General features: G+C 65.8%; 21 protein-coding genes. 5 read left to right on the top strand and 16 right to left on the bottom strand.

Annotated elements, in window-relative coordinates; translation table 11 throughout:
- From CON77_RS00105 to CON77_RS00040, 14 genes are all read right to left on the bottom strand, one after another.
- Positions 1 to 566: type IV pilus assembly protein FimV (locus tag CON77_RS00105; RefSeq protein WP_369407330.1), on the bottom strand; the 566-nt coding region annotated here is incomplete at its 3' end.
- 173 nt (positions 567 to 739) lie between these two features.
- Positions 740 to 1,849: an aspartate-semialdehyde dehydrogenase gene (gene asd, locus CON77_RS00100; RefSeq protein ID WP_101046607.1), complete on the bottom strand. Its 1,110-nt coding sequence runs from the start codon at positions 1,847 to 1,849 to the stop codon at positions 740 to 742.
- A 326-nt stretch (positions 1,850 to 2,175) separates the two neighbouring features.
- The gene (leuB, locus tag CON77_RS00095; protein ID WP_101046605.1) at positions 2,176 to 3,246 is read right to left on the bottom strand and encodes a 3-isopropylmalate dehydrogenase; all 1,071 of its coding nucleotides are present in this window, start codon (positions 3,244 to 3,246) and stop codon (positions 2,176 to 2,178) included.
- 11 nt (positions 3,247 to 3,257) lie between these two features.
- Entirely contained in the window at positions 3,258 to 3,593 is a 336-nt protein-coding gene (locus CON77_RS00090) for an antibiotic biosynthesis monooxygenase family protein (RefSeq protein WP_101046603.1), read from the bottom strand.
- Positions 3,590 to 4,246, bottom strand: coding sequence for a 3-isopropylmalate dehydratase small subunit (gene leuD / locus CON77_RS00085; RefSeq protein WP_101046600.1), 657 nt, complete (start codon positions 4,244 to 4,246; stop codon positions 3,590 to 3,592). Before leuD ends, CON77_RS00090 begins: the two co-directional genes overlap by 4 nt.
- Before the next feature lie 5 nt (positions 4,247 to 4,251).
- Positions 4,252 to 4,380 carry an entericidin A/B family lipoprotein gene (locus CON77_RS00080; RefSeq protein WP_101046598.1) on the bottom strand — a complete coding sequence of 43 codons (129 nt, stop codon included), beginning with the start codon at positions 4,378 to 4,380 and terminating at the stop codon, positions 4,252 to 4,254.
- 22 nt (positions 4,381 to 4,402) lie between these two features.
- The gene (gene leuC / locus CON77_RS00075; RefSeq protein ID WP_101046596.1) at positions 4,403 to 5,824 is read right to left on the bottom strand and encodes a 3-isopropylmalate dehydratase large subunit; all 1,422 of its coding nucleotides are present in this window, start codon (positions 5,822 to 5,824) and stop codon (positions 4,403 to 4,405) included.
- Between the two features lie 157 nt (positions 5,825 to 5,981).
- Positions 5,982 to 7,292, bottom strand: a complete 1,311-nt coding sequence (gene gltA / locus CON77_RS00070) for a citrate synthase (RefSeq protein ID WP_101046594.1) — start codon at positions 7,290 to 7,292, stop codon at positions 5,982 to 5,984.
- Between the two features lie 24 nt (positions 7,293 to 7,316).
- A complete protein-coding gene (locus tag CON77_RS00065) occupies positions 7,317 to 7,595 on the bottom strand; it encodes an FAD assembly factor SdhE (protein ID WP_101046592.1) in 279 nt (92 codons plus the stop codon).
- A gap of 19 nt (positions 7,596 to 7,614) precedes the next feature.
- On the bottom strand, positions 7,615 to 8,319 hold the full coding sequence (locus CON77_RS00060; protein WP_101046590.1) for a succinate dehydrogenase iron-sulfur subunit: 705 nt from the start codon (positions 8,317 to 8,319) through the stop codon (positions 7,615 to 7,617).
- 33 nt (positions 8,320 to 8,352) lie between these two features.
- A complete protein-coding gene (gene sdhA, locus CON77_RS00055) occupies positions 8,353 to 10,155 on the bottom strand; it encodes a succinate dehydrogenase flavoprotein subunit (RefSeq protein WP_101046588.1) in 1,803 nt (600 codons plus the stop codon).
- Between the two features lie 3 nt (positions 10,156 to 10,158).
- Positions 10,159 to 10,524, bottom strand: coding sequence for a succinate dehydrogenase, hydrophobic membrane anchor protein (gene sdhD, locus CON77_RS00050; RefSeq protein WP_101046586.1), 366 nt, complete (start codon positions 10,522 to 10,524; stop codon positions 10,159 to 10,161).
- Between the two features lie 20 nt (positions 10,525 to 10,544).
- Positions 10,545 to 10,976, bottom strand: a complete 432-nt coding sequence (gene sdhC / locus CON77_RS00045; protein WP_101046584.1) for a succinate dehydrogenase, cytochrome b556 subunit — start codon at positions 10,974 to 10,976, stop codon at positions 10,545 to 10,547.
- A 132-nt stretch (positions 10,977 to 11,108) separates the two neighbouring features.
- Positions 11,109 to 11,912 (bottom strand): GntR family transcriptional regulator, encoded by an 804-nt coding sequence (locus CON77_RS00040; protein ID WP_101046582.1) that lies wholly within the window; start codon positions 11,910 to 11,912, stop codon positions 11,109 to 11,111.
- A 118-nt stretch (positions 11,913 to 12,030) separates the two neighbouring features.
- Between CON77_RS00040 and CON77_RS00035 the strand changes: the two genes are divergently transcribed.
- The 5 genes from CON77_RS00035 to trhP all read left to right on the top strand — a co-directional run bounded on the left by CON77_RS00035 (position 12,031) and on the right by trhP (position 18,732).
- Positions 12,031 to 13,017, top strand: coding sequence for a malate dehydrogenase (locus tag CON77_RS00035; RefSeq protein WP_101046580.1), 987 nt, complete (start codon positions 12,031 to 12,033; stop codon positions 13,015 to 13,017).
- 20 nt (positions 13,018 to 13,037) lie between these two features.
- The gene (locus tag CON77_RS00030; RefSeq protein ID WP_101046578.1) at positions 13,038 to 14,033 is read left to right on the top strand and encodes an HpcH/HpaI aldolase/citrate lyase family protein; all 996 of its coding nucleotides are present in this window, start codon (positions 13,038 to 13,040) and stop codon (positions 14,031 to 14,033) included.
- Positions 14,034 to 14,048: 15 nt separating this feature from the next.
- Entirely contained in the window at positions 14,049 to 14,600 is a 552-nt protein-coding gene (locus CON77_RS00025; RefSeq protein ID WP_101046576.1) for a hypothetical protein, read from the top strand.
- Positions 14,601 to 14,623: 23 nt separating this feature from the next.
- Positions 14,624 to 17,215: a bifunctional aconitate hydratase 2/2-methylisocitrate dehydratase gene (gene acnB, locus CON77_RS00020; protein ID WP_101046608.1), complete on the top strand. Its 2,592-nt coding sequence runs from the start codon at positions 14,624 to 14,626 to the stop codon at positions 17,213 to 17,215.
- A 125-nt stretch (positions 17,216 to 17,340) separates the two neighbouring features.
- Positions 17,341 to 18,732 (top strand): prephenate-dependent tRNA uridine(34) hydroxylase TrhP, encoded by a 1,392-nt coding sequence (gene trhP, locus CON77_RS00015; RefSeq protein WP_101046574.1) that lies wholly within the window; start codon positions 17,341 to 17,343, stop codon positions 18,730 to 18,732.
- Here trhP and CON77_RS00010 read toward each other — a convergent pair.
- Both CON77_RS00010 and CON77_RS00005 read right to left on the bottom strand, forming a co-directional pair.
- Positions 18,717 to 19,196 (bottom strand): RidA family protein, encoded by a 480-nt coding sequence (locus CON77_RS00010; RefSeq protein WP_101046572.1) that lies wholly within the window; start codon positions 19,194 to 19,196, stop codon positions 18,717 to 18,719. The two genes, trhP and CON77_RS00010, sit on opposite strands and share 16 nt — an antisense overlap.
- A gap of 14 nt (positions 19,197 to 19,210) precedes the next feature.
- Complete coding sequence (locus CON77_RS00005) at positions 19,211 to 19,990, bottom strand: SDR family oxidoreductase (protein ID WP_101046570.1); 780 nt, start codon at positions 19,988 to 19,990, stop codon at positions 19,211 to 19,213.
- Between the last annotated feature and the right edge of the window lie 117 nt (positions 19,991 to 20,107).

Raw genomic sequence — 20,107 nt, 5'->3', positions numbered from 1 at the left:
GGCGCCGGCGCCGGACTGGCGGTGGGTGGCACAGGGGCGGGGCGCGGCGCGACCGGGGCGCTGGCCGCCGGCAACAGCGGGGGCGGGGAGGCCGGGCGCAGGTTCGGGGGATCGAACAGCAGGGTGTAGCCGCGCAGCAATTGGCCGTTGGCCCATTGCGCTTGCACCACGAGGTCGAGGAAGGGGTCGTTGACGATGCGGCTGCTGCGCAAGCGCACCGTGCTGCGGCCGTCGCTGCGTTTGACCAGTTCAAACGCCACGTCGCCGAGCAGGGGGTTGTACTCCATGCTGGCCGAGCGGAAGTGCTCCAGAGGGGCCACGCCGATGCGCAGGCTGGCGGCTTCGTCTTCGGTCAGGCTGGGCAGATCGATTTCGGCACGCAGCGGTTCCCCCAGCAGGGATTGCACCGATACACGGCCCAGGGCCAGGGCCCAGGCGTTGCCGGCTGTCAGCGCGGAGGCCAGGGCGACGGCGCCGGTCACGGCGTGCAAGGTCCAGCGCCGCTCGGTGACGGCGCCCGTGGCAGGCGTCGGTTCGGATGGGTTGTGGCTGGGCGTGTGCGGCACGAGGTCCCCTCGGTATATGGCGAGAAATCACCATAGCATCAACAGCTTATGGTGACAAGCTCAGGAGCCGCGTGAGTACCTTGGGCGGCTGGCCTGCGCCGTGGCGCCGTGCCATCCGTTGCGCGAGTGCAACGGATGGCAGGCGTCCACGCGTCTGGGGTGTGACTATACCCTCACGCGGCCAGCAAAATGCGCAGCATGCGGCGCAGCGGTTCGGCCGCGCCCCAGAGCAGCTGGTCGCCGATCACGAAGGCGGACACGTACTCGGGGCCCATGTTCAGCTTGCGCACGCGGCCCACACCCACTTCCAGGCCACCGGTGATGGCGGCGGGGGTGAGTTCCTTGACGGTGATGGCGCGGTCGTTCGGCACCCACTTCACCCAGGGGTTGCCGCTCTGGATGATGGACTCGATCTGCTCCAGGGGCAGGTCTTTCTTGAGCTTGAGCGTCAGCGCCAGGCTGTGGCAGCGCATGGCGCCGATGCGCACGCACAGGCCGTCCACCGGAATGGTTTGCTCGGTGCCCAGGATCTTGTTGACCTCGGCCTGGCCTTTCCATTCTTCCTTGGACTGGCCGTTGGGCAGCTGCACGTCGATCCAGGGGATCAGGCCACCGGCCAGCGGGGCGCCGAAGAACTCGGTCGGCACGTCTTCGCGGATGGTCTGGGCGACCTTGCGGTCGATGTCCAGGATGGCGGAGGCGGGCGTGGCCAGCTCGTCGGCCACGGCGGCGTGCACCACGCCCATGCCCTTGAGCAGTTCGCGCATGTGGTTGGCGCCACCGCCGGAAGCGGCCTGGTAGGTCATGGAGCTGACCCACTCCACCAGCCCTTCACGGAACAGCCCGCCCAGGCCCATCAACAGGATGGAGTTGGTGCAGTTGCCGCCGATCCAGTTCTTGCCGCCGGCGGCCAGCGCCTTGCGGATCACGCCATCGTTCACCGGGTCCAGGATGATGACGGCGTCGGATTCCATGCGCAGCGACGAGGCGGCATCGATCCAGTGGCCGTTCCAGCCCGAAGCGCGCAGCTTGGGGAAGACTTCCTTGGTGTAGTCGCCGCCCTGGCAGGTGATGATGATGTCGCACTTCGCCAGTGCGGCCACGTCGTTGGCGTCCTGCAGCGTGGTGTGCGTCTTTGCCATCGCCGGGGCCTTGCCGCCGGTGTTGGAGGTGGAGAAGAAAATGGGTTCGATGTGATCGAAGTCGCCTTCGGCGACCATGCGGTCCATCAAGACAGAGCCGACCATGCCGCGCCAGCCGACCAAACCTACCAACTTGCTCATTGCAACGCCCTTTCAAAGTTAAAAAGTACCCGACCCAAGGGGACTTTTCCTGCCCGGCTCGTCAGGGCCAGGTGGGGCGCACGACGATACCGGAGCTGGATCAGCCCTTAATGGTGGTCGTGGTTTTGGTGATGGTTGCGCACGTGGCCACGCCAACCAGGGTGGTGGCGGTGTTCAAGGAGAACGGGCAGGTGGCAAACATGGCTGGGGATTGTAGCGGATGGCAATGAACCCCCGCTTAAAGGCGGGTGGGAGCATGTGGTGCAAAACCCACGCAGAAGCGGGGCGACGCGGCAGGCCGGTCGGTCCGCCTCTCCCCGCCAGGATCAGCCCAGGGCCTTCACCACGGCGTCGCCCATCTCGCGGGTGCTGACCCGGGTGGTGCCTTCGCTGTGGATGTCGGCGGTGCGCAGGCCTTGGGCCAGCACGGCCTTCACCGCGGTTTCGATGCGGTCGGCGGCCTCGGCCTGGTTCAGGCTGAAGCGCAGCATCATGGCCGCGCTCAGGATGGTGGCCAGCGGGTTGGCGATGCCCTTGCCCGCGATGTCGGGCGCGCTGCCGTGGCTGGGTTCGTACAGACCCTGGCCTTTGGCGTTCAGGCTGGCCGAAGGCAGCATGCCGATGGAGCCGGTCAGCATTGCGGCCTCATCGCTCAGGATGTCGCCGAACATGTTGCCGGTGAACACCACGTCAAAGGCCTTGGGCTTTTTCACCAGTTGCATGGCCGCGTTGTCCACGTACATGTGTTCCAGCGCCACGTCCGGGTACTCTTTGTGCACCTCGGTGACCACGTCCTTCCAGAACTGGAAGGTTTCCAGCACGTTGGCCTTGTCCACACTGGTCACCTTTTTGCTGCGTTTGCGCGCGGCCTGGAAAGCCACGTGCGCAATCCGTTCGATTTCCGGGCGCGAGTAGCGCATGGTGTCGAAGGCCTCCTCGGCGCCGGGGAAGTGGCCGTCGGTGGCCACGCGGCGGCCGCGCGGCTGGCCGAAGTAGATGTCCCCGGTCAGCTCGCGGATGATCAGGATGTCCAGGCCGGCCACCAGCTCGGGTTTCAGGCTGGAGGCGCCCACCAGCTCGGGGTAGCAGATGGCCGGGCGGAAGTTGGCGAACAGACCCATGTGCTTGCGCAAGCCCAGGATGGCCTGTTCGGGCCGCAGCGGGCGGTCCAGCGTGTCGTACTTCCAGTCGCCCACGGCGCCGAACAGCACCGCGTCGCTCTCCATGGCCAGCTTCAAGGTGGATTCGGGCAGGGGGTGGCCGTGGGCGTCGTAGGCGGCGCCGCCCACCAGTGCCTGTTCCATCTCGAACTTCAGGCCCAGGACCTGCAAGACCTTGACCGCTTCGGCCACGATTTCGGTGCCGATGCCGTCACCGGGAAGAACTGCGATTTTCATGGAGTCTGGACTCATTTCAAGGAATAGGCGCGTTCCACTTTGGCGACGCGGGTGATGTAGTGCTCGTACCAGTGCTGCTGGCCGGTTTCCTGGGCGATGCGGTGTTCGGCGTTCGCTTTCCAGGCGCGGATGCTGGCTTCGTCCTGCCAGTAAGACACCGTGATGCCGAAGCCCTCGGCATCGCGGGTGCTTTCTGCGCCGATGAAACCCGGCTGCTCGGCCGCCAGCGCCACCATGCGGTCGGCGGTCTGGGCGTAGCCGGCCGGGTCGGCCGCGGAACGCTGGTTGGTGAAAATGACCGCGAAGTAGGGTGGTTCCGGCAGCGGCGCAAAGCGCGACAGGCTCATGGCCTGCCGACCATGCTGTGGGCCAGCCAGGGCTTGGTGGCCAAGCGTTCGGCCTCGTAGGCGGCGATCTTGTCCTTGTGGCGCAGCGTCAGACCGATGTCGTCCAGGCCGTTGAGAAGGCAGTACTTGCGGAAGGGCTGCACCTCGAAGGGGATTTCCTCGCCTTGCGGGCGCACGATCACCTGACGCTCCAGGTCGATGGTGAGCTGGTAGCCGGGGAAGGCGTGCACCTCGTCGAACAACTGCGACACGGTGGCCTCGGGCAGCTGGATCGGCAGCAGGCCGTTCTTGAAGCAGTTGTTGAAAAAGATGTCGGCAAAGCTGGGCGCAATGACGGCGCGAAAGCCGTATTGGTCGATGGCCCAGGGCGCGTGCTCGCGGCTGGAGCCGCAACCGAAGTTCTTGCGCGCCAGCAACACCGAAGCGCCCTGGTAACGCGGCTGGTTCAGCACGAAATCTGGGTTGGGCTTGCGTTGCGACTCGGGCACGCCGGGCTGGCCGACGTCGAGGTAGCGCCATTCGTCGAACAGGTTGGGGCCAAAGCCCGTCTTGCGGATGGACTTGAGGAATTGCTTGGGGATGATGGCGTCGGTGTCGACGTTCTCGCGGTCCATGGGGGCCACGAGGCCCTGGTGTACGGTGAAGGCGCGCATGTCGCTTATTTCGCGGCGTCTTGGAGCACCTGGCCGCCCCGTTGCACGTCTTTGCCGATGCCGGCGACCGTGTTGCAGCCGGTCAGGGCCACCAGACCGAGGACGGTGAGCAGGAGCACAAATGTCTGTTTCATGGCAGGTTTCCTTTCTGTGGGGTCAGGCGAACTGACGGATGTCGACAAAATGGCCGTGGATGGCCGCGGCGGCGGCCATGGCCGGGCTGACCAGGTGGGTGCGCCCGCCCGCGCCCTGGCGGCCTTCGAAGTTGCGGTTGCTGGTGGAGGCGCAACGCTCGCCCGGCTCCAGCCGGTCGGCGTTCATGGCCAGGCACATGGAACAGCCCGGTTCGCGCCATTCAAAACCGGCGGCCTTGAAAATCTCGTGCAGGCCCTCGGCTTCGGCTTGCGCCTTGACCAGGCCCGAGCCCGGCACCACCATGGCCAGCTTGATGTTCTTTGCCACTTTCTGGCCCAGCTTCTTCACCACCGCGGCGGCTTCGCGCATGTCTTCGATGCGGCTGTTGGTGCAGGAGCCGATGAACACCTTGTCCACGAACACGTCGTTCAGGGGCTTGCCCGGTTGCAGGTCCATGTAGCTCAGCGCGCGTTCCATGGCGTTGCGCTTGTTCGGGTCTTTTTCCTTGTCCGGGTCGGGCACGGCAGCGGTGACGGGCAGCACCATTTCGGGGGAGGTGCCCCAGGTCACTTGCGGCAGGATCTGCGCGGCGTCGAGTTCGACCACGGTGTCGAACACCGCGTCGGGGTCGGAGTGCAGCGTGCTCCAGTAGGCCACGGCCTGGTCCCATTCCACGCCGGTGGGCGCCATGGGGCGGCCTTTGACGTAGGCGATGGTTTTTTCGTCCACCGCCACCAGGCCAGCGCGGGCACCGCCTTCGATGGCCATGTTGCAGACCGTCATGCGGCCTTCCATGCTCAAGGCGCGGATGGCGCTGCCGCCGAATTCGATGGTGTAGCCGGTGCCACCGGCGGTGCCGATCTTGCCGATGATGGCCAGCACGATGTCCTTGGCGCCGCAGCCCGGGGGCAGTTGGCCTTCAACCCTGACCAGCATGTTCTTGGCTTTCTTGGCCAGCAGGGTCTGGGTGGCCATCACGTGCTCGACCTCGGAGGTGCCGATGCCGTGGGCCAGCGCGCCGAAAGCACCGTGGGTGGAGGTGTGGCTGTCGCCGCAGACCACGGTCATGCCGGGCAGGGTGGCACCGTTTTCCGGGCCCACCACGTGCACGATGCCCTGGCGCTGGCTCATGAAGGGGAAAAAGGCCGCCGCGCCGAATTCGGCGATGTTGCTGTCCAGTGTGGTGATCTGCTCCTTGCTGATCGGGTCGGCGATGCCGTCGTAGCCCAGTTCCCAGCCGGTGGTGGGGGTGTTGTGGTCGGCGGTGGCCACCACGGAACTCACGCGCCACAGCTTGCGACCCGCTTCGCGCAGACCTTCAAAGGCCTGCGGGCTGGTGACTTCGTGCACCAGGTGGCGGTCGATGTAGAGCACCGCGGTGCCGTCTTCCTCGGTGTGGACGACGTGCTCGTCCCATATCTTGTCGTAAAGGGTGCGTGCCATGATGTTTCCTTCTGGGGCAAGATTTTAGGCGGTACCTGGGCCCCCGCCCAACCGGGGGGACACTTTGCGATGTTCCCGCCGGCGCCCGAATGAAAAACCCCGCGGGGCGGGTGCCGTCGCGGGGTGGCGGTGTCCAGGCCCTGTGCGGGCCGGTCGCTCAGCGTTTAAAGCCGGCGGGCACGTCGCGGCGCGGCGAGCCGGTGAACAGCTGGCGCGGGCGACCGATCTTGTACTCGGGGTCGCTGATCATTTCGTTCAGTTGGGCGATCCAGCCGACGGTGCGGGCCAGGGCGAAGATGCCGGTGAACAGGTTCACCGGGATGCCGATGGCACGCTGGACGATGCCGGAGTAGAAGTCCACGTTCGGGTACAGCTTGCGGCTGACGAAGTAGTCGTCTTCCAGGGCGATCTTTTCCAGCTCCTTGGCCAGCTTGAACAGCGGGTCGTTCTGCAGGCCCAGCTCTTGCAGCACCTCGTTGCAGGTTTCCTGCATCAGCTTGGCGCGCGGGTCGTAGTTTTTGTAGACGCGGTGACCGAAGCCCATCAGCTTGACGCCGCTGTTCTTGTCCTTGACCTTTTCCATGAACTCGCCGACCTTGGACACGCCGCCGCTGGCCTGGATTTCTTCCAGCATGTTCAGGCAGGCTTCGTTGGCACCGCCGTGGGCCGGGCCCCACAGGCAGGCCACGCCGGCGGCGATGGCCGCGAACGGGTTGGTGCCCGACGAGCCGCACAGGCGCACGGTGGAGGTGGATGCGTTCTGCTCGTGGTCGGCGTGCAGGATGAAGATGCGGTCCAGGGCGCGTTCCAGCACCGGGTTGACCTTGTACTCTTCGCACGGGGTGCCGAACATCATGCGCAGGAAGTTGCCGGCGTACGACAGGTCGTTGCGCGGGTACATGTAGGGCTGGCCGATCTTGTACTTGTAGGCCATGGCCACGAGCGTCGGCATCTTGGCGATCAGGCGGATCGCGGCGATGCGGCGGTGCTCGGGGTTGTTGATGTCGGTGCTGTCGTGGTAGAAGGCCGACAGGGCACCCACCAGACCGGTCAGCACGGCCATGGGGTGGGCGTCACGGCGGAAGCCGCGCAGGAAAAACTGCATCTGCTCGTTCACCATGGTATGGTTGATGACGAGCTTGTGGAAGTCGGCGCGCTCGGTCTCGTTCGGCAGTTCGCCGTTGAGCAGCAGGAAGCAGGTGTCGAGGTAGTCGGCCTGGGTGGCCAGTTGTTCGATCGGGTAGCCACGGTACAGCAGCTCACCCTTGTCACCGTCGATGTAGGTGATGCCGGACTGGCAGGAAGCGGTCGACAGGAAGCCCGGGTCGTAGGTGAACATGCCGGTCTGGGCGTACAGCTTGCGGATGTCGATCACGTCCGGGCCGATGTTGCCGGCGTACACCGGCAGGTCCACGCTGGGAGCGCCGTTGCTGAAGGACAGGGTCGCTTTGTTGTCAACGAGTTTCATTCGTCTTCCTTGTTGGGGTGGGCTTCAATGAACGGCCGGGATGCGCAGCACCCCCAGCAGTTCCACGACTTCCTCGGTGGCCAGTGCATCCTGCGGTTCGGACCTTTGCAGCAACAGATCGAGCAGATCGTTGTCGGCAAGGTCCATGAGTGCATTCAGGGCACGGGCCTGACGGACGGTGATGCCAGATTCGTGCCTGGCGAAAAAACGTTCGATGAACAGGTCGTTCTCGAGCAGACCGCGGCGACAACGCCACTTGAGCTTGCTCAGGGCACGTTCGTCGAGCAGGGCGTTGTCGTCCATGGTCCAAACCGGTGCACGCTCAGATCGAGCGCAGCACCATCATTTCCTTGATCTTGCCGATGGCCTTGGTCGGGTTCAGGCCCTTGGGGCAGACGTCGACGCAGTTCATGATGGTGTGGCAGCGGAACAGGCGGTACGGATCTTCCAGGTTGTCCAGGCGCTCGGCGGTGGCCTGGTCGCGGCTGTCGGCGATGAAGCGGTAGGCCTGCAGCAGACCGGCGGGGCCGACGAACTTGTCGGGGTTCCACCAGAAGCTGGGGCAGCTGGTGGAGCAGCTGGCGCACAGGATGCACTCGTACAGGCCGTTGAGCTCATCGCGCTCTTCCGGCGACTGCAGGCGCTCGCGCTCGGGGGCCGGGGTCTCGTTGATCAGGTAGGGCTTGACGCTGTGGTACTGCTTGAAGAACAGCGTCATGTCCACGATCAGGTCGCGCACCACCGGCAGACCAGGCAGCGGCTTGAGGACGATGTCGCCCTTGAGCGTGTTCAGGTTGGTCAGGCAGGCCAAGCCGTTCTTGCCGTTGATGTTCATGGCGTCCGAACCGCACACGCCTTCGCGGCAGGAGCGGCGGAACGACAGAGTGGGGTCCACGGCCTTGAGTTTGACCAGGGCGTCGAGCAGCATGCGCTCGGTGCCGTCCAGTTCGACCTGGAGGGTCTGCATGTAGGGCTTGGCGTCCTTGTCCGGGTCGTAGCGGTAGATCTTGAAAGTGCGTTGTGCCATTTTTCAGTTTCCTTGTGTTCGCTCTCGTTCCGGTCAGAAGGTGCGGGGCTTGGGCGGCACCGTTTCGGCGGTCAGGGGCTTCATGCGCACCGGCTTGTAGTCCAGGCGGTTGCTGTCCTTGTACCAGAGGGTGTGCTTCATCCACTCCGCGTCGTTGCGGCCCAGCGGGCAGGTCGGGTGGGTCACGTCGTGTTCGTAGTCGCGCACCAGGTGGGCGCCACGGCATTCGGTGCGGGCGGCGGCCGATTCCATGGTGGCCTGGGCGGCTTCCATCAGGTTCTCGACTTCAAGCGCCTCGATGCGGGCGGTGTTGAACACCTTGGAGGTGTCCTGCAGGCCGATGGCGGCCACGCGCTCGCGCAGGGCGGCGATCTTCTTGACGCCTTCGTTCATCGAGTCCTGGCTGCGGAACACGCCGGCGTGCGTCTGCATGATGGCGCGCATGTCGTTGGCGACGTTCTGGGCGTATTCGCCGTTCTTGGCGCTGTCCAGGCGGGCCAGGCGGGCCAGGGTCTTGTCGGCCGCGTCCTTGGGCAGGTCTTTGTGTTCCTGCTTGGGGTTGACGTTGGCGATGATGTGGTTGCCGGCGGCCTTGCCAAAAACCAGCAGGTCCAGCAGGGAGTTGGTGCCCAGGCGGTTGGCACCGTGCACCGACACGCAGGAGCATTCGCCCACGGCGTAGAGGCCGTTGATGGGGCGGTCCTCGCCGTTGACGCTTTCCACGACCTGACCGTGGATGTTGGTCGGGATGCCGCCCATCTGGTAGTGGATGGTGGGCACCACGGGGATGTTCTCGCGGGTCACGTCCACGTTGGCGAAGTTCACACCGATCTCGTACACCGAGGGCAGGCGCTTGTGCACCGTGTCGGCACCCAGGTGCGACAGCTTCATTTCGATGTAGTCGCCATTGGGGCCACAGCCGCGGCCTTCCAGGATTTCCTGGCCCATGCAGCGGGACACGAAGTCGCGCGGTGCCAGGTCTTTCAGGGTGGGGGCGTAGCGCTCCATGAAGCGCTCGCCGTTCTTGTTCAGCAGGATGGCGCCTTCACCGCGGCAGCCTTCGGTCAGCAGCACGCCCGCGCCGGCCACGCCGGTCGGGTGGAACTGCCAGAACTCCATGTCCTGCAGCGCGATACCGGCACGTGACGCCATGCCGAGGCCGTCGCCGGTGTTGATGAAGGCGTTGGTGGAGGATTGGAAGATGCGGCCGGCGCCGCCGGTGGCCAGCAGCACGGTCTTGGCTTCGAGCACATAGGTCTCGCCGGTTTCCATTTCCAGGGCGGTCACGCCGACCACGTCGCCCGAGGCGTCGCGGATCAGGTCCAGCGCCATCCATTCCACGAAGAAGGTGGTGCGCGAGGACACGTTGGCCTGGTACAGCGTGTGCAGCATGGCGTGGCCGGTGCGGTCGGCCGCGGCGCAGGCGCGCTGCACCGGCTTTTCGCCGAAATTGGCGGTGTGGCCGCCGAAGGGGCGCTGGTAGATGGTGCCGTCGGGGTTGCGGTCGAACGGCATGCCGAAGTGTTCCAACTCGTACACCACTTTCGGTGCTTCGCGGCACATGAATTCGATGGCGTCCTGGTCGCCCAGCCAGTCGGAGCCCTTGACGGTGTCGTAGAAGTGGAACTGCCAGCTGTCTTCGCTCATGTTGCCGAGCGAGGCGGACACGCCACCCTGGGCCGCCACGGTGTGCGAGCGGGTCGGGAACACCTTGGACAGCACGGCCACTTTCAGGCCGGCGCGGGCCAGCTGCAGCGAGGCACGCATGCCGGAGCCGCCGGCCCCGACGATGACCACGTCAAACTTGCGCTTGGGAAGGGATGCGGTGGTGGTCATGAATCAGAGCCTCCAGAGAACTTGAAACGCCCAGCCGGCGCAACCGACCAGCCAGACCAGGGTGAAAACGTGCAGGGCCAGACGCAGGCCCACGGGTTTGATGTAGTCCATCCAAATGTCGCGCACACCGACGAAGGCGTGCCACATCAGGGCGATGATGACCGCGAAGGTCAGGAACTTCATCCACTGGGCGGCGAAGATGCCGGCCCAGGTTTCGTAGCCGATCGGGCCACTGGACAGGATCACCTGTGCCAGCAGCACCACGGTGAACAGGGCCATGAGGGTGGCGGTGACGCGCTGCATCAGCCAGTCGCGCGTGCCGTAGTGGGCGCCGGTGACGACGCGCTTGGAGCCGTAGTTGACAGACATGTTTCTCTACTCCGGTTGAATCAGTACAGGCCGAACAGCTTGGCGCCCAGTACCACGGTCAGGCCCAGGCTCAGCGCCAGGGTGACGATGGCGGAGGATTTGCCGAACTCTTTGGTCACGCTGTGGGTGGCGTCCATGTAGAGGTGGCGCACGCCGGCGATGAAGTGGTGCAGGTAGCCCCAGATCAGGCCCAGCACCACCAGCTTGACGAACCAGCCGGGCACGAAACCAATGCCGGCGCTGAAGGCCGCGGTGAAAGTCTCGAAGGAGATCTCGGAGGACAGGGAGGTGTCGAACATCCAGATGATGAACGGCATCAGCAGGAACATCAGGATGCCACTGGCGCGGTGCAGGATGGAGACCCAGCCGGCCGCTGGCAGGCGGTAAGTGGTGAGGTCCTTGAACGCATTGATGTTGCGGAACTCGGGCCGTTTTTTGCTCAGCTCTGTCATAGGAGAACTCTCGGTTGGCTAGAAGACGGGGTGGTGACCAACATGCGACTGTGGGCCATCACGCTGACGGAGAACTGTCGGATTCTATTGCAACGCAACATGCGTGTTCGTGATGTGGGGGCATGTTCCGGCTCAGTTCAAAGCGTTGCGGTAGTGGTGACTGTCGGTGCGGTACAGGCCTCGGCGCAGCTCCATGGGCACGTCGTTGTAGGTGTAGGCAATGCGCTCGACGCTCAGCAGCGGGAAGCCCTCGGGTACCTGCAGGCGTTCGGCGGTGGCGGCTTCGGCGGCCACGGCCTTGACCTTTTCTTCGGCACGCACCATGCGCACGCCGAACTGGGTTTCGAACAGGGCGTACATGGGGCCCTGGTGTTCGGCCAGGGTTTCCAGCGTGAGGCCCTTGAAGGGGCTGCCCGGCAGCCACAGGTCTTCGGCGATGGTGGGCACGCCGGCGAAGGACAGCACGCGGCTGACCTGGATGAGGGGCTCGCCGCCGCGCAGACCCAGGGCGGAGGTGATTTCCACCGGCGCGCGCAGCCGGCGGCAGGCGATGATCTGGCGTTGCGCCGGGCCTTCGCTGTCGAGCGTGCCGACGTCGGGGTGCAGGCGCAGGAAACGGTACTGGATGTGTTGCTCGGCGTGGGTGGCGACGAAGGTGCCTTTGCCCTGGCGCCGCACCAGCAGGTTGTCGGCGGCGAGTTCGTCGATGGCCTTGCGCACCGTGCCCTGGCTGACCTTGTAGCGCGCGGCCAGCTCCAGTTCGCTGGGGATGAGGTCGCCCGGCTTCCATTCGCCGGCCTGCAGGCTTTGCAGGATGAGCGATTTGATCTGCTGGTAGAGCGGGCTGAACGCCGGTGTCGACGGCGCAGGACCTGTCGCGGCCGGGGGTGCGCCATCGGCGGGGAGAGGGCTGGCGGGGTCGGAGGTGGCGTTCATGGCAGTGGTCCAATCATATCTTATATAAGACATAAGACAAATTGACGGTCGCGGGTTTACCAGAGTACACTTGCGCGGATTTGTTTTTCTTCAACCGTTCCTTATCTGGAGTGTTTTCATGAGCAAGAAGCCCGTTCGCGTGGCCGTCACCGGTGCCGCAGGTCAAATTGGTTACGCCCTGTTGTTCCGCATCGCCTCGGGCGAGATGCTGGGCAAGGACCAGCCGGTGATTCTGCAGCTGCTGGAAATTCCCGATGAAAAGGCCCAGAAAGCCCTCAAGGGCGTGATGATGGAACTGGAAGACTGCGCCTTCCCGCTGCTGGCCGGCATGGAAGCCCATTCCGACGCCATGACCGCCTTCAAGGACACCGACTACGCCCTGCTGGTGGGCGCCCGTCCGCGTGGCCCCGGCATGGAGCGCGCCGACCTGCTGGCCGCCAACGCCCAGATCTTCACCGCCCAGGGCAAGGCCCTGAACGCCGTGGCTTCCCGCGACGTGAAGGTGCTGGTGGTGGGCAACCCCGCCAACACCAACGCCTACATCGCCATGAAGTCAGCCCCGGACCTCAAGCCCGGCAACTTCACCGCCATGCTGCGCCTGGACCACAACCGCGCCGCTTCGCAAATCGCGGCCAAGACCGGCAAGGCCGTCAAGGACATCGAGAAGCTGGCCGTGTGGGGCAACCACTCGCCCACCATGTACGCCGACTACCGTTTCGCCACCATCAACGGCGAATCCGTCAAGGACATGATCAACGACCAGGTGTGGAACGAAACCGTGTTCCTGCCGACGGTGGGCAAGCGCGGTGCCGCCATCATTGAAGCGCGTGGCCTGAGCTCCGCCGCTTCCGCCGCCAACGCCGCCATCGACCACATGCGCGACTGGGCCCTGGGCACCAACGGCAAGTGGGTGACCATGGGCATCCCGTCGCAAGGTTGGTACGGCATTCCGAAGGACGTGATGTTCGGCTTCCCCGTGACCTGCGAAAACGGCGAGTACAAGGTCGTGGAAGGCCTGTCCATCGACGCGTTCAGCCAGGCTTGCATCGACAAGACCCTGAAAGAGCTGACCGACGAGCAGGCCGGCGTGGCCCACCTGCTGTAATTTTCACGGCCCGGACACGCATGCACCCCCGCCAAGTGTTGTTGGGCGCGCAAGCGGCCGCTGCCATGCTGCCGGTGTGCGACCACTACAGTGGCGTGGAGGTGCGCATGCGCAAGAGCCTGGCCTTGCAGGCCGAGTTCGTGCAGCGCCTTGGCGCCTGCGTGTTCGATGTGACGCTGGACTGCGAGGACGGCGCCCCGGTGGGCGGCGAGGCGGAGCACGCCGCGCTGGTCACCGAGTTGGTGCAGGGGCTGGACCTGTCCGGCCTGGTGCGCCCGCGCGTCGGCGTGCGCGTGCACGCGGTGGACCACCCGGCCTTCGAGGCCGATGTGGCCCACATCGTCGGCGGCGTGGCCGAGCGCCTGGCCTACCTGATGGTGCCCAAGGTGGAGTCGGTGGCCGATGTGCAGCGCGCCGTGCAGGCCCTGGATGCGGCCGGCGGGGGCGACCTGCCCCTGCACGTGCTGATCGAGTCGCCGCTGGCGGTGCACCGCGCCTTCGACATTGCCGCGCACCCGCGCGTGCAGTCGCTCAGCTTTGGTCTGATGGATTTTGTCTCCGCCCACGGCGGGGCCATCCCTTCCGCTGGCATGGGCGTGGCCGGGCAGTTCAGCCACCCTTTGGTGCTGCGCGCCAAAATGGACTTGGCCAGTGCCGCGCATGCGTACGGCAAAGTGCCGTCGCACTGCGTGGTGACCGAGTTCAAAGACACCGACGCCTTGCGCCAGGCCGCCCGCAAGGCCGCGCACGAGCTGGGTTACACCCGCATGTGGAGCATCCACCCCGACCAGATCGCGCCCATCCTGGAGGCTTTTGCCCCACCCCCGCAGGAGGTGGACAAGGCCGCCGAGATCGTGTTGGCGGCCCAGGCTGCCGACTGGGGCCCGATCGCCCACGCCGGGCATTTGCACGACCGGGCCAGCTACCGCTATTTCTGGCAGGTGCTGGAGCGCGCGCACCAGACCGGGTGCGCGTTGCCGGTCGAGGTCCGGCGGTTTTTTGCCCTCGCGGGCTGAACAGGAGTACAGGTGATGGCCGCTGTGTCGATCCGATCATGGGGGGCGCTGCTGCTGGCCGCGGCGGCGGGTGCCGCCGGCGCCACGACCGCGCCGCCCGCCCAGCCCCCGGCCAAGGCGGTGACTGGCAAGGCACGCCCGGTGGCTGCTGCACAGCCGGCGAAAGCCGCGACCGCGGTGGCCCCGAAGGCGCCGGAGCCCCTGGGCGAGGCCGAACTGGCCATCGCCGCCAACGTGTACGTGGGGGCACTGCCCTGCGAACTGGGGCAGACCGTGGAGCTGCAGGCCGATGCCGCGGCACCGGGCCACTTCCACCTGCGCCTCAAACAGGCGCACTATCACCTGCGCCCGGTCGTTTCCAGCACCGGCGCGGTGCGTCTGGAGGACGCGGGCCAGGGCGTGGTCTGGTTGCAGCTGGCCAACAAATCCATGCTGATGAGCCAAAAACTCGGCCGCCGCCTGGCCGACGAGTGCGCCAGCCCGGTGCAGCAGGCCATGGCCGAACAGCTCAAGCGCCACCCGGCACCGCATTTGCTAGACGTGGCGCAGAGCCCGCGTCTGGATTGAACCTTTTTTCACTGGAGTCAATGATGTTGCAAGCCTACCGTCAACATGTCGCCGAGCGCGCCGCGCTGGGCATTCCGCCGCTGGCCTTGGATGCCAAACAAGTGGCCGAACTGATCGAGCTGATCAAGAACCCGCCCGCCGGTGAAGAGGCGTTCCTGATGGAACTCCTGACCCACCGCGTGCCGCCGGGCGTGGACGACGCCGCCAAGGTCAAGGCCAGCTTCCTGGCCGCCGTGGCCCACGGTGACGTGGCCGTCGGCCTGGTCTCCAAGGCCAAGGCCACCGAGTTGCTGGGCACCATGGTCGGTGGCTACAACGTGCATCCGCTGATCGAGCTGCTGGACGACGCCGAAGTCGCCGGTGTCGCCGCCGATGCGCTGAAGAAGACGCTGCTGATGTTCGATTACTTCAACGACGTCGCCGCCAAGGCCAAGGCCGGCAACGCCAAGGCGCAGGAAGTGATGCAGTCGTGGGCCGACGCCGAGTGGTTCACTTCGCGTCCGGAAGTCGAGAAAAAGATCACCGTCACCGTCTTCAAGGTGCCCGGCGAGACCAACACCGACGACCTCTCACCCGCCCCCGACGCCTGGAGCCGCCCGGACATCCCGATGCACTACCTGGCAATGCTGAAGAACACCCGTTCGGACGCCGCCTTCAAGCCGGAAGAAGACGGCAAGCGCGGCCCGATGCAGTTCATCGAGGACCTGAAGAAGAAGGGCCACCTGGTGGCCTACGTCGGCGACGTGGTCGGCACCGGCTCCAGCCGCAAGTCGGCCACCAACTCGGTGATCTGGGCCACCGGCCAGGACATCCCCTTCGTGCCGAACAAGCGCTTCGGCGGCGTCACGCTGGGCGGCAAGATCGCCCCGATCTTCTTCAACACCCAGGAAGACTCGGGCTCGCTGCCGATCGAAGTGGACGTGTCGAAGCTGGAAATGGGCGACGTGATCGACGTGCTGCCCTACGACGGCAAGCTGCTGAAGAACGGCGAAACCGTCGCCGAGTTCAAGCTCAAGAGCGACGTGCTGTTCGACGAAGTGCGCGCCGGCGGCCGCATCAATCTGATCATCGGCCGCTCGCTGACCGCCAAGGCGCGTGAGGCCCTGGGTCTCCCCCCGTCCACCGTGTTCCGCCTGCCGCAGGCACCGGTCGCGTCCAAGGCCGGCTTCACGCTGGCGCAGAAGATGGTCGGTCGCGCCGTCGGCCTGCCGGAAGGCCAGGGCGTGCGCCCGGGCACCTACTGCGAGCCGAAGATGACCACCGTGGGTTCGCAAGACACCACCGGCCCGATGACCCGCGACGAGCTGAAGGACCTGGCCTGCCTGGGCTTCAGCGCCGACATGGTGATGCAGTCCTTCTGCCACACCGCGGCCTACCCCAAGCCCGTGGATGCCAAGATGCACCGCGAGCTGCCCAACTTCATCAGCAACCGCGGCGGCGTGGCCCTGCGCCCGGGCGACGGCGTGATCCACAGCTGGCTGAACCGCCTGCTGTTGCCCGACACCGTGGGCACCGGCGGTGACTCGCACACCCGCTTCCCGATCGGCATTTCCTTCCCGGCCGGTTCTGGCCTGGTCGCTTTCGGTGCCGCCACCGGCGTGATGCCGCTGGACATGCCCGAGTCGGTGCTGGTGCGCTTCAAGGGCACCATGCAGCCTGGCGTGACCCTGCGCGACCTGGTGCATGCCATTCCGCTGTACGCCATCAAGGCCGGTCTGCTGACCGTGGCCAAGGCCGGCAAGAAGAACATCTTCTCGGGCCGCATCCTGGAAATCGAAGGTCTGCCCGACCTGAAGGTGGAACAGGCTTTCGAACTCTCCGACGCATCGGCCGAGCGTTCCGCCGCCGGCTGCACCATCAAGCTCAACAAGGAGCCGGTGGCCGAGTACCTGAAGTCGAACGTCGTTCTGATGAAGAACATGATCGCCGACGGTTACGCCGACGCCAAGACCCTGGCGCGCCGCATTGAGAAGGTCGAAGCCTGGCTGGCCAACCCGAACCTGCTCGAGGCCGACAAGGACGCCGAATACGCCGCCGTGATCGAGATCGACCTGGCCGACATCACCGAGCCGATCGTCTGCTGCCCGAACGACCCGGACGACGCCAAGTTCCTGAGCGAAGTCGCCGGCACCCCGATCGACGAAGCCTTCATCGGTTCGTGCATGACCAACATCGGCCACTTCCGCGCGGCAGCCACCGTGCTGGGCGGCGCGCGCGACATCCCGGTCAAGCTGTGGGTGGCTCCGCCGACCAAGATGGACCAGAGCGAGCTGATCAAGGAAGGCCATTACGCCAACTTTGGCGCTGCCGGTGCGCGCACCGAAATGCCGGGCTGCTCGCTGTGCATGGGCAACCAGGCGCAGGTGCGCGAAGGCGCGACGGTGATCTCCACCTCCACCCGCAACTTCCCGAACCGCCTGGGCAAGAACACCAACGTGTTCCTGGGCTCGGCCGAACTGGCCGCCGTGGCGTCCAAGCTGGGCAAGTTGCCGACCAAGGACGAGTACCTGGCCGCCACCGGTGTGATCACCGCCAAGGCCGGCGAGATCTACAAGTACATGAACTTCGACCAGATCGAAGAGTACGCAGAGACCGCCAAGGCCGTGACCGTCTGACCGTGGTTTGATCGGTTGGAAAAGCCCGGGGCTCACGCCCCGGGCTTTTTTTTTGGAGTGCGCCCTGCAGGGGGTGGCGTTGTGCGCCGCGAGTCCGGCGGTCGAAAAGTTCGACAATACCGGGCATGACGATGCGTTCCCCTGAATTGCTGCTGCCCGCTGGCTCGCTCGACAAGCTGCGTGCGGCCTACGACTTTGGCGCCGACGCGGTGTACGCCGGCCAGCCGCGCTACAGCCTGCGCGCGCGCAACAACGAATTCCGCCTGGAGCAACTGGCCCAGGGCATTCAGGAAGCGCACGCGCGCGGCAAAAAACTGTTCGTCACCAGCAACCTGATCGCCCACAACGACAAGGTGCGCACCTATTTGCGCGACATCGAACCGATCATCGAACTGAAACCCGACGCGCTGATCATGGCCGACCCGGGCCTGATCATGCAGGTGCGCGAAAAGTGGCCCGAGGTCCCGATACACTTGTCGGTGCAGGCCAACACCACCAACTGGGCCACGGTGAAGTTCTGGCAGAAGGTGGGCGTGCAGCGCATCATCCTGAGTCGCGAACTCAGCCTGGACGAGGTGGAAGCGATCCGCAACGAATGCCCGGACATGGAGTTGGAGGTGTTCGTGCACGGGGCGCTGTGCATCGCCTATTCCGGGCGTTGCCTGCTGAGCGGTTACTTCAACCGGCGCGATCCGAACCAGGGCACCTGCACCAACGCCTGTCGCTGGGAATATGGCACCCAGGCCGCGACCGAGGACGCCGTGACCGGCGAAGCGGTCCCGGCGCGGCGTCTGGAGCAGGACTTCAACTTCGCCGAGGCCCGCACCGAGGCCGAAACCGCGTTCTCCACCTGTGGTGGTGGCCAGCGCCACCCGGCGGCCGACCACGTCTATCTGATCGAGGAGAAGGGCCGCCCCGGTGAGCTGATGCCCATCATGGAAGACGAGCACGGCACCTACATCATGAACAGCAAGGACCTGCGTGCGGTGGAGCACGTGGAGCGGCTGTGCAGGATCGGTGTCGACTCGCTCAAGATCGAGGGCCGCACCAAGAGCCTGTACTACGTGGCGCGCACGGCCCAGGTGTACCGCCGCGCCATCGACGACGCGGTGGCGGGCCGCCCGTTCAACCCGGCGTTGCTGCTGGAACTGGAAGGCCTGGCCAACCGGGGTTACACCGGCGGGCTGCTGGAGCGTCGCCCGGCGCAGGACTACCAGAACTACCTCAGCGGACATTCGGAACTGCACCGCAGCCACTTTGTCGGTGAGGTGCGCGGCCTGCGCGCCGACGGCTGGGCCGAAGTGGAAACCAAAAACCGCTTTGCGGTGGGTGACCGCATCGAGGTGATCCACCCCAGCGGCAACCGCGTGGTGCAACTGGACGCCATGCAAAACCTGGCGGGCGAACCGGTGCAGGTGGCCCAGGGCAGCCCGGTGCGCGTGTTTGTGCCGCTGGGCGGGCCGGTGGACGGCGCTTTGCTGGCGCGGCTGCTGGGGCCGGCTCAACCCCTGGCCTGAAGCGGCGCTGTGCCGATTTCGGCGATCAACTCCATTTCCAGACAGGACCCGCGCGGGATTTGCACCACGCCGCAGGCGCTGCGGGCGTGGGCGCCCTGGGGGCCGAAGACCTCCAGGAACAGGCGGCTGGCGCCGTCTGTGACGAGATGCTGTTCGGTGAAGGACTCGGTGCTGCAGACCAGCGCGGTGAGTTTGACCAGGCGGGTGACACGGCGCAGGTCGCCGATGGCGGCTTGCAGGGTGCCGAGCAGATCGATGGCCACCTGCCGGGCGGCGCGTTGTCCGTCTGCGGTGACCATGTCCTGGCCTAGGCGACCAGGCCAGGGGCGTCCGTTGACCTTGGCGGTGTGACCGCTCAGAAACACCAGTGAACCGATCCATGCGAACGGCTGGTACGCTGCAGAAGGTGGTGTGGCGGGTGGCAGGGCGATGCCCAGCCGTGCCAGCCGGTCGTAGACGTGCATGTGTCGGGTCCGCTTCAGAAAGTGCCCGGGTACGAGCCGCCGTCGATCAACAGGCTCTGGCCGGTGATGTAGCCTGCGTGGCGTGAGGCGATGAAAGCGCACAGTGCGCCGATTTCATCCGGATGGCCGAAGCGGCCGGCGGGGGTGGCTGCCACGCGCTCCTGCCAGAGGGCGTCGAACGCCCGGCCCGATTGGGTGGCCATGTGTGCCACGTGCAGGCGTTGGGCATCGGTGTCGAAGGCACCGGGCAGCAGGTTGTTGAGGGTGACGCCGTGGCGCACGGTCTGGCGCGACAGGCCGGAGACAAAGCCCACCAGGCCCGAACGCGCACCGTTGGACAGACCGAGTTCGGCCTGGGGCGACTTGACGCTGCGCGCCACGATGTTGACGATGCGTCCGAAACCGCGTGCGATCATGGGGTCCACCGTGCGCCGGATCATTTCGATGGGCCCTACCATCATGGCGTCCAGGGCCGCATGCCAGTCCTGTGGGGACCAGTCGCGGAAGTCGCCGGGCGGACGTCCGTCGGCGTTGTTGACCAGGATGTCGGGGGATGGGCAGGCGGCCAGTGCCGCGTCGCGCCCGTCGGCGGTGGTGAGGTCGGCCGCCACCCAGTGCACCGGTACGGGGCTGTCCGCGCTGAGTTCGGCCGCGGTTTGGGCGAGCGTGGCGGGGGTGCGGGCTGCGATCCAGACCGACACCCCGGCCCGTGCCAAGTGCTGGGCACAAGCGCGTCCCATGCCTTTGCTGCCGCCGAACACCAGGGCCGTGCGGCCCGCGATGCCGAGATCCATCGTGTGTGCTTTCTGATGGGTGGACGTCGCCATGCTCAAGCGCGGTAGATGATTTTGGTGGAGGAGAAGAATTCGAGGCCGACGCGGCCGGACTCGCGGAATGTGGAGGTGGAAGAG

Origin of the sequence: Macromonas nakdongensis, assembly GCF_002837145.1 — a bacterium.
Lineage (GTDB): Bacteria > Pseudomonadota > Gammaproteobacteria > Burkholderiales > Burkholderiaceae_C > Macromonas_B > Macromonas_B nakdongensis.
This window is presented reverse-complemented; position numbering and strand designations above follow the sequence as displayed.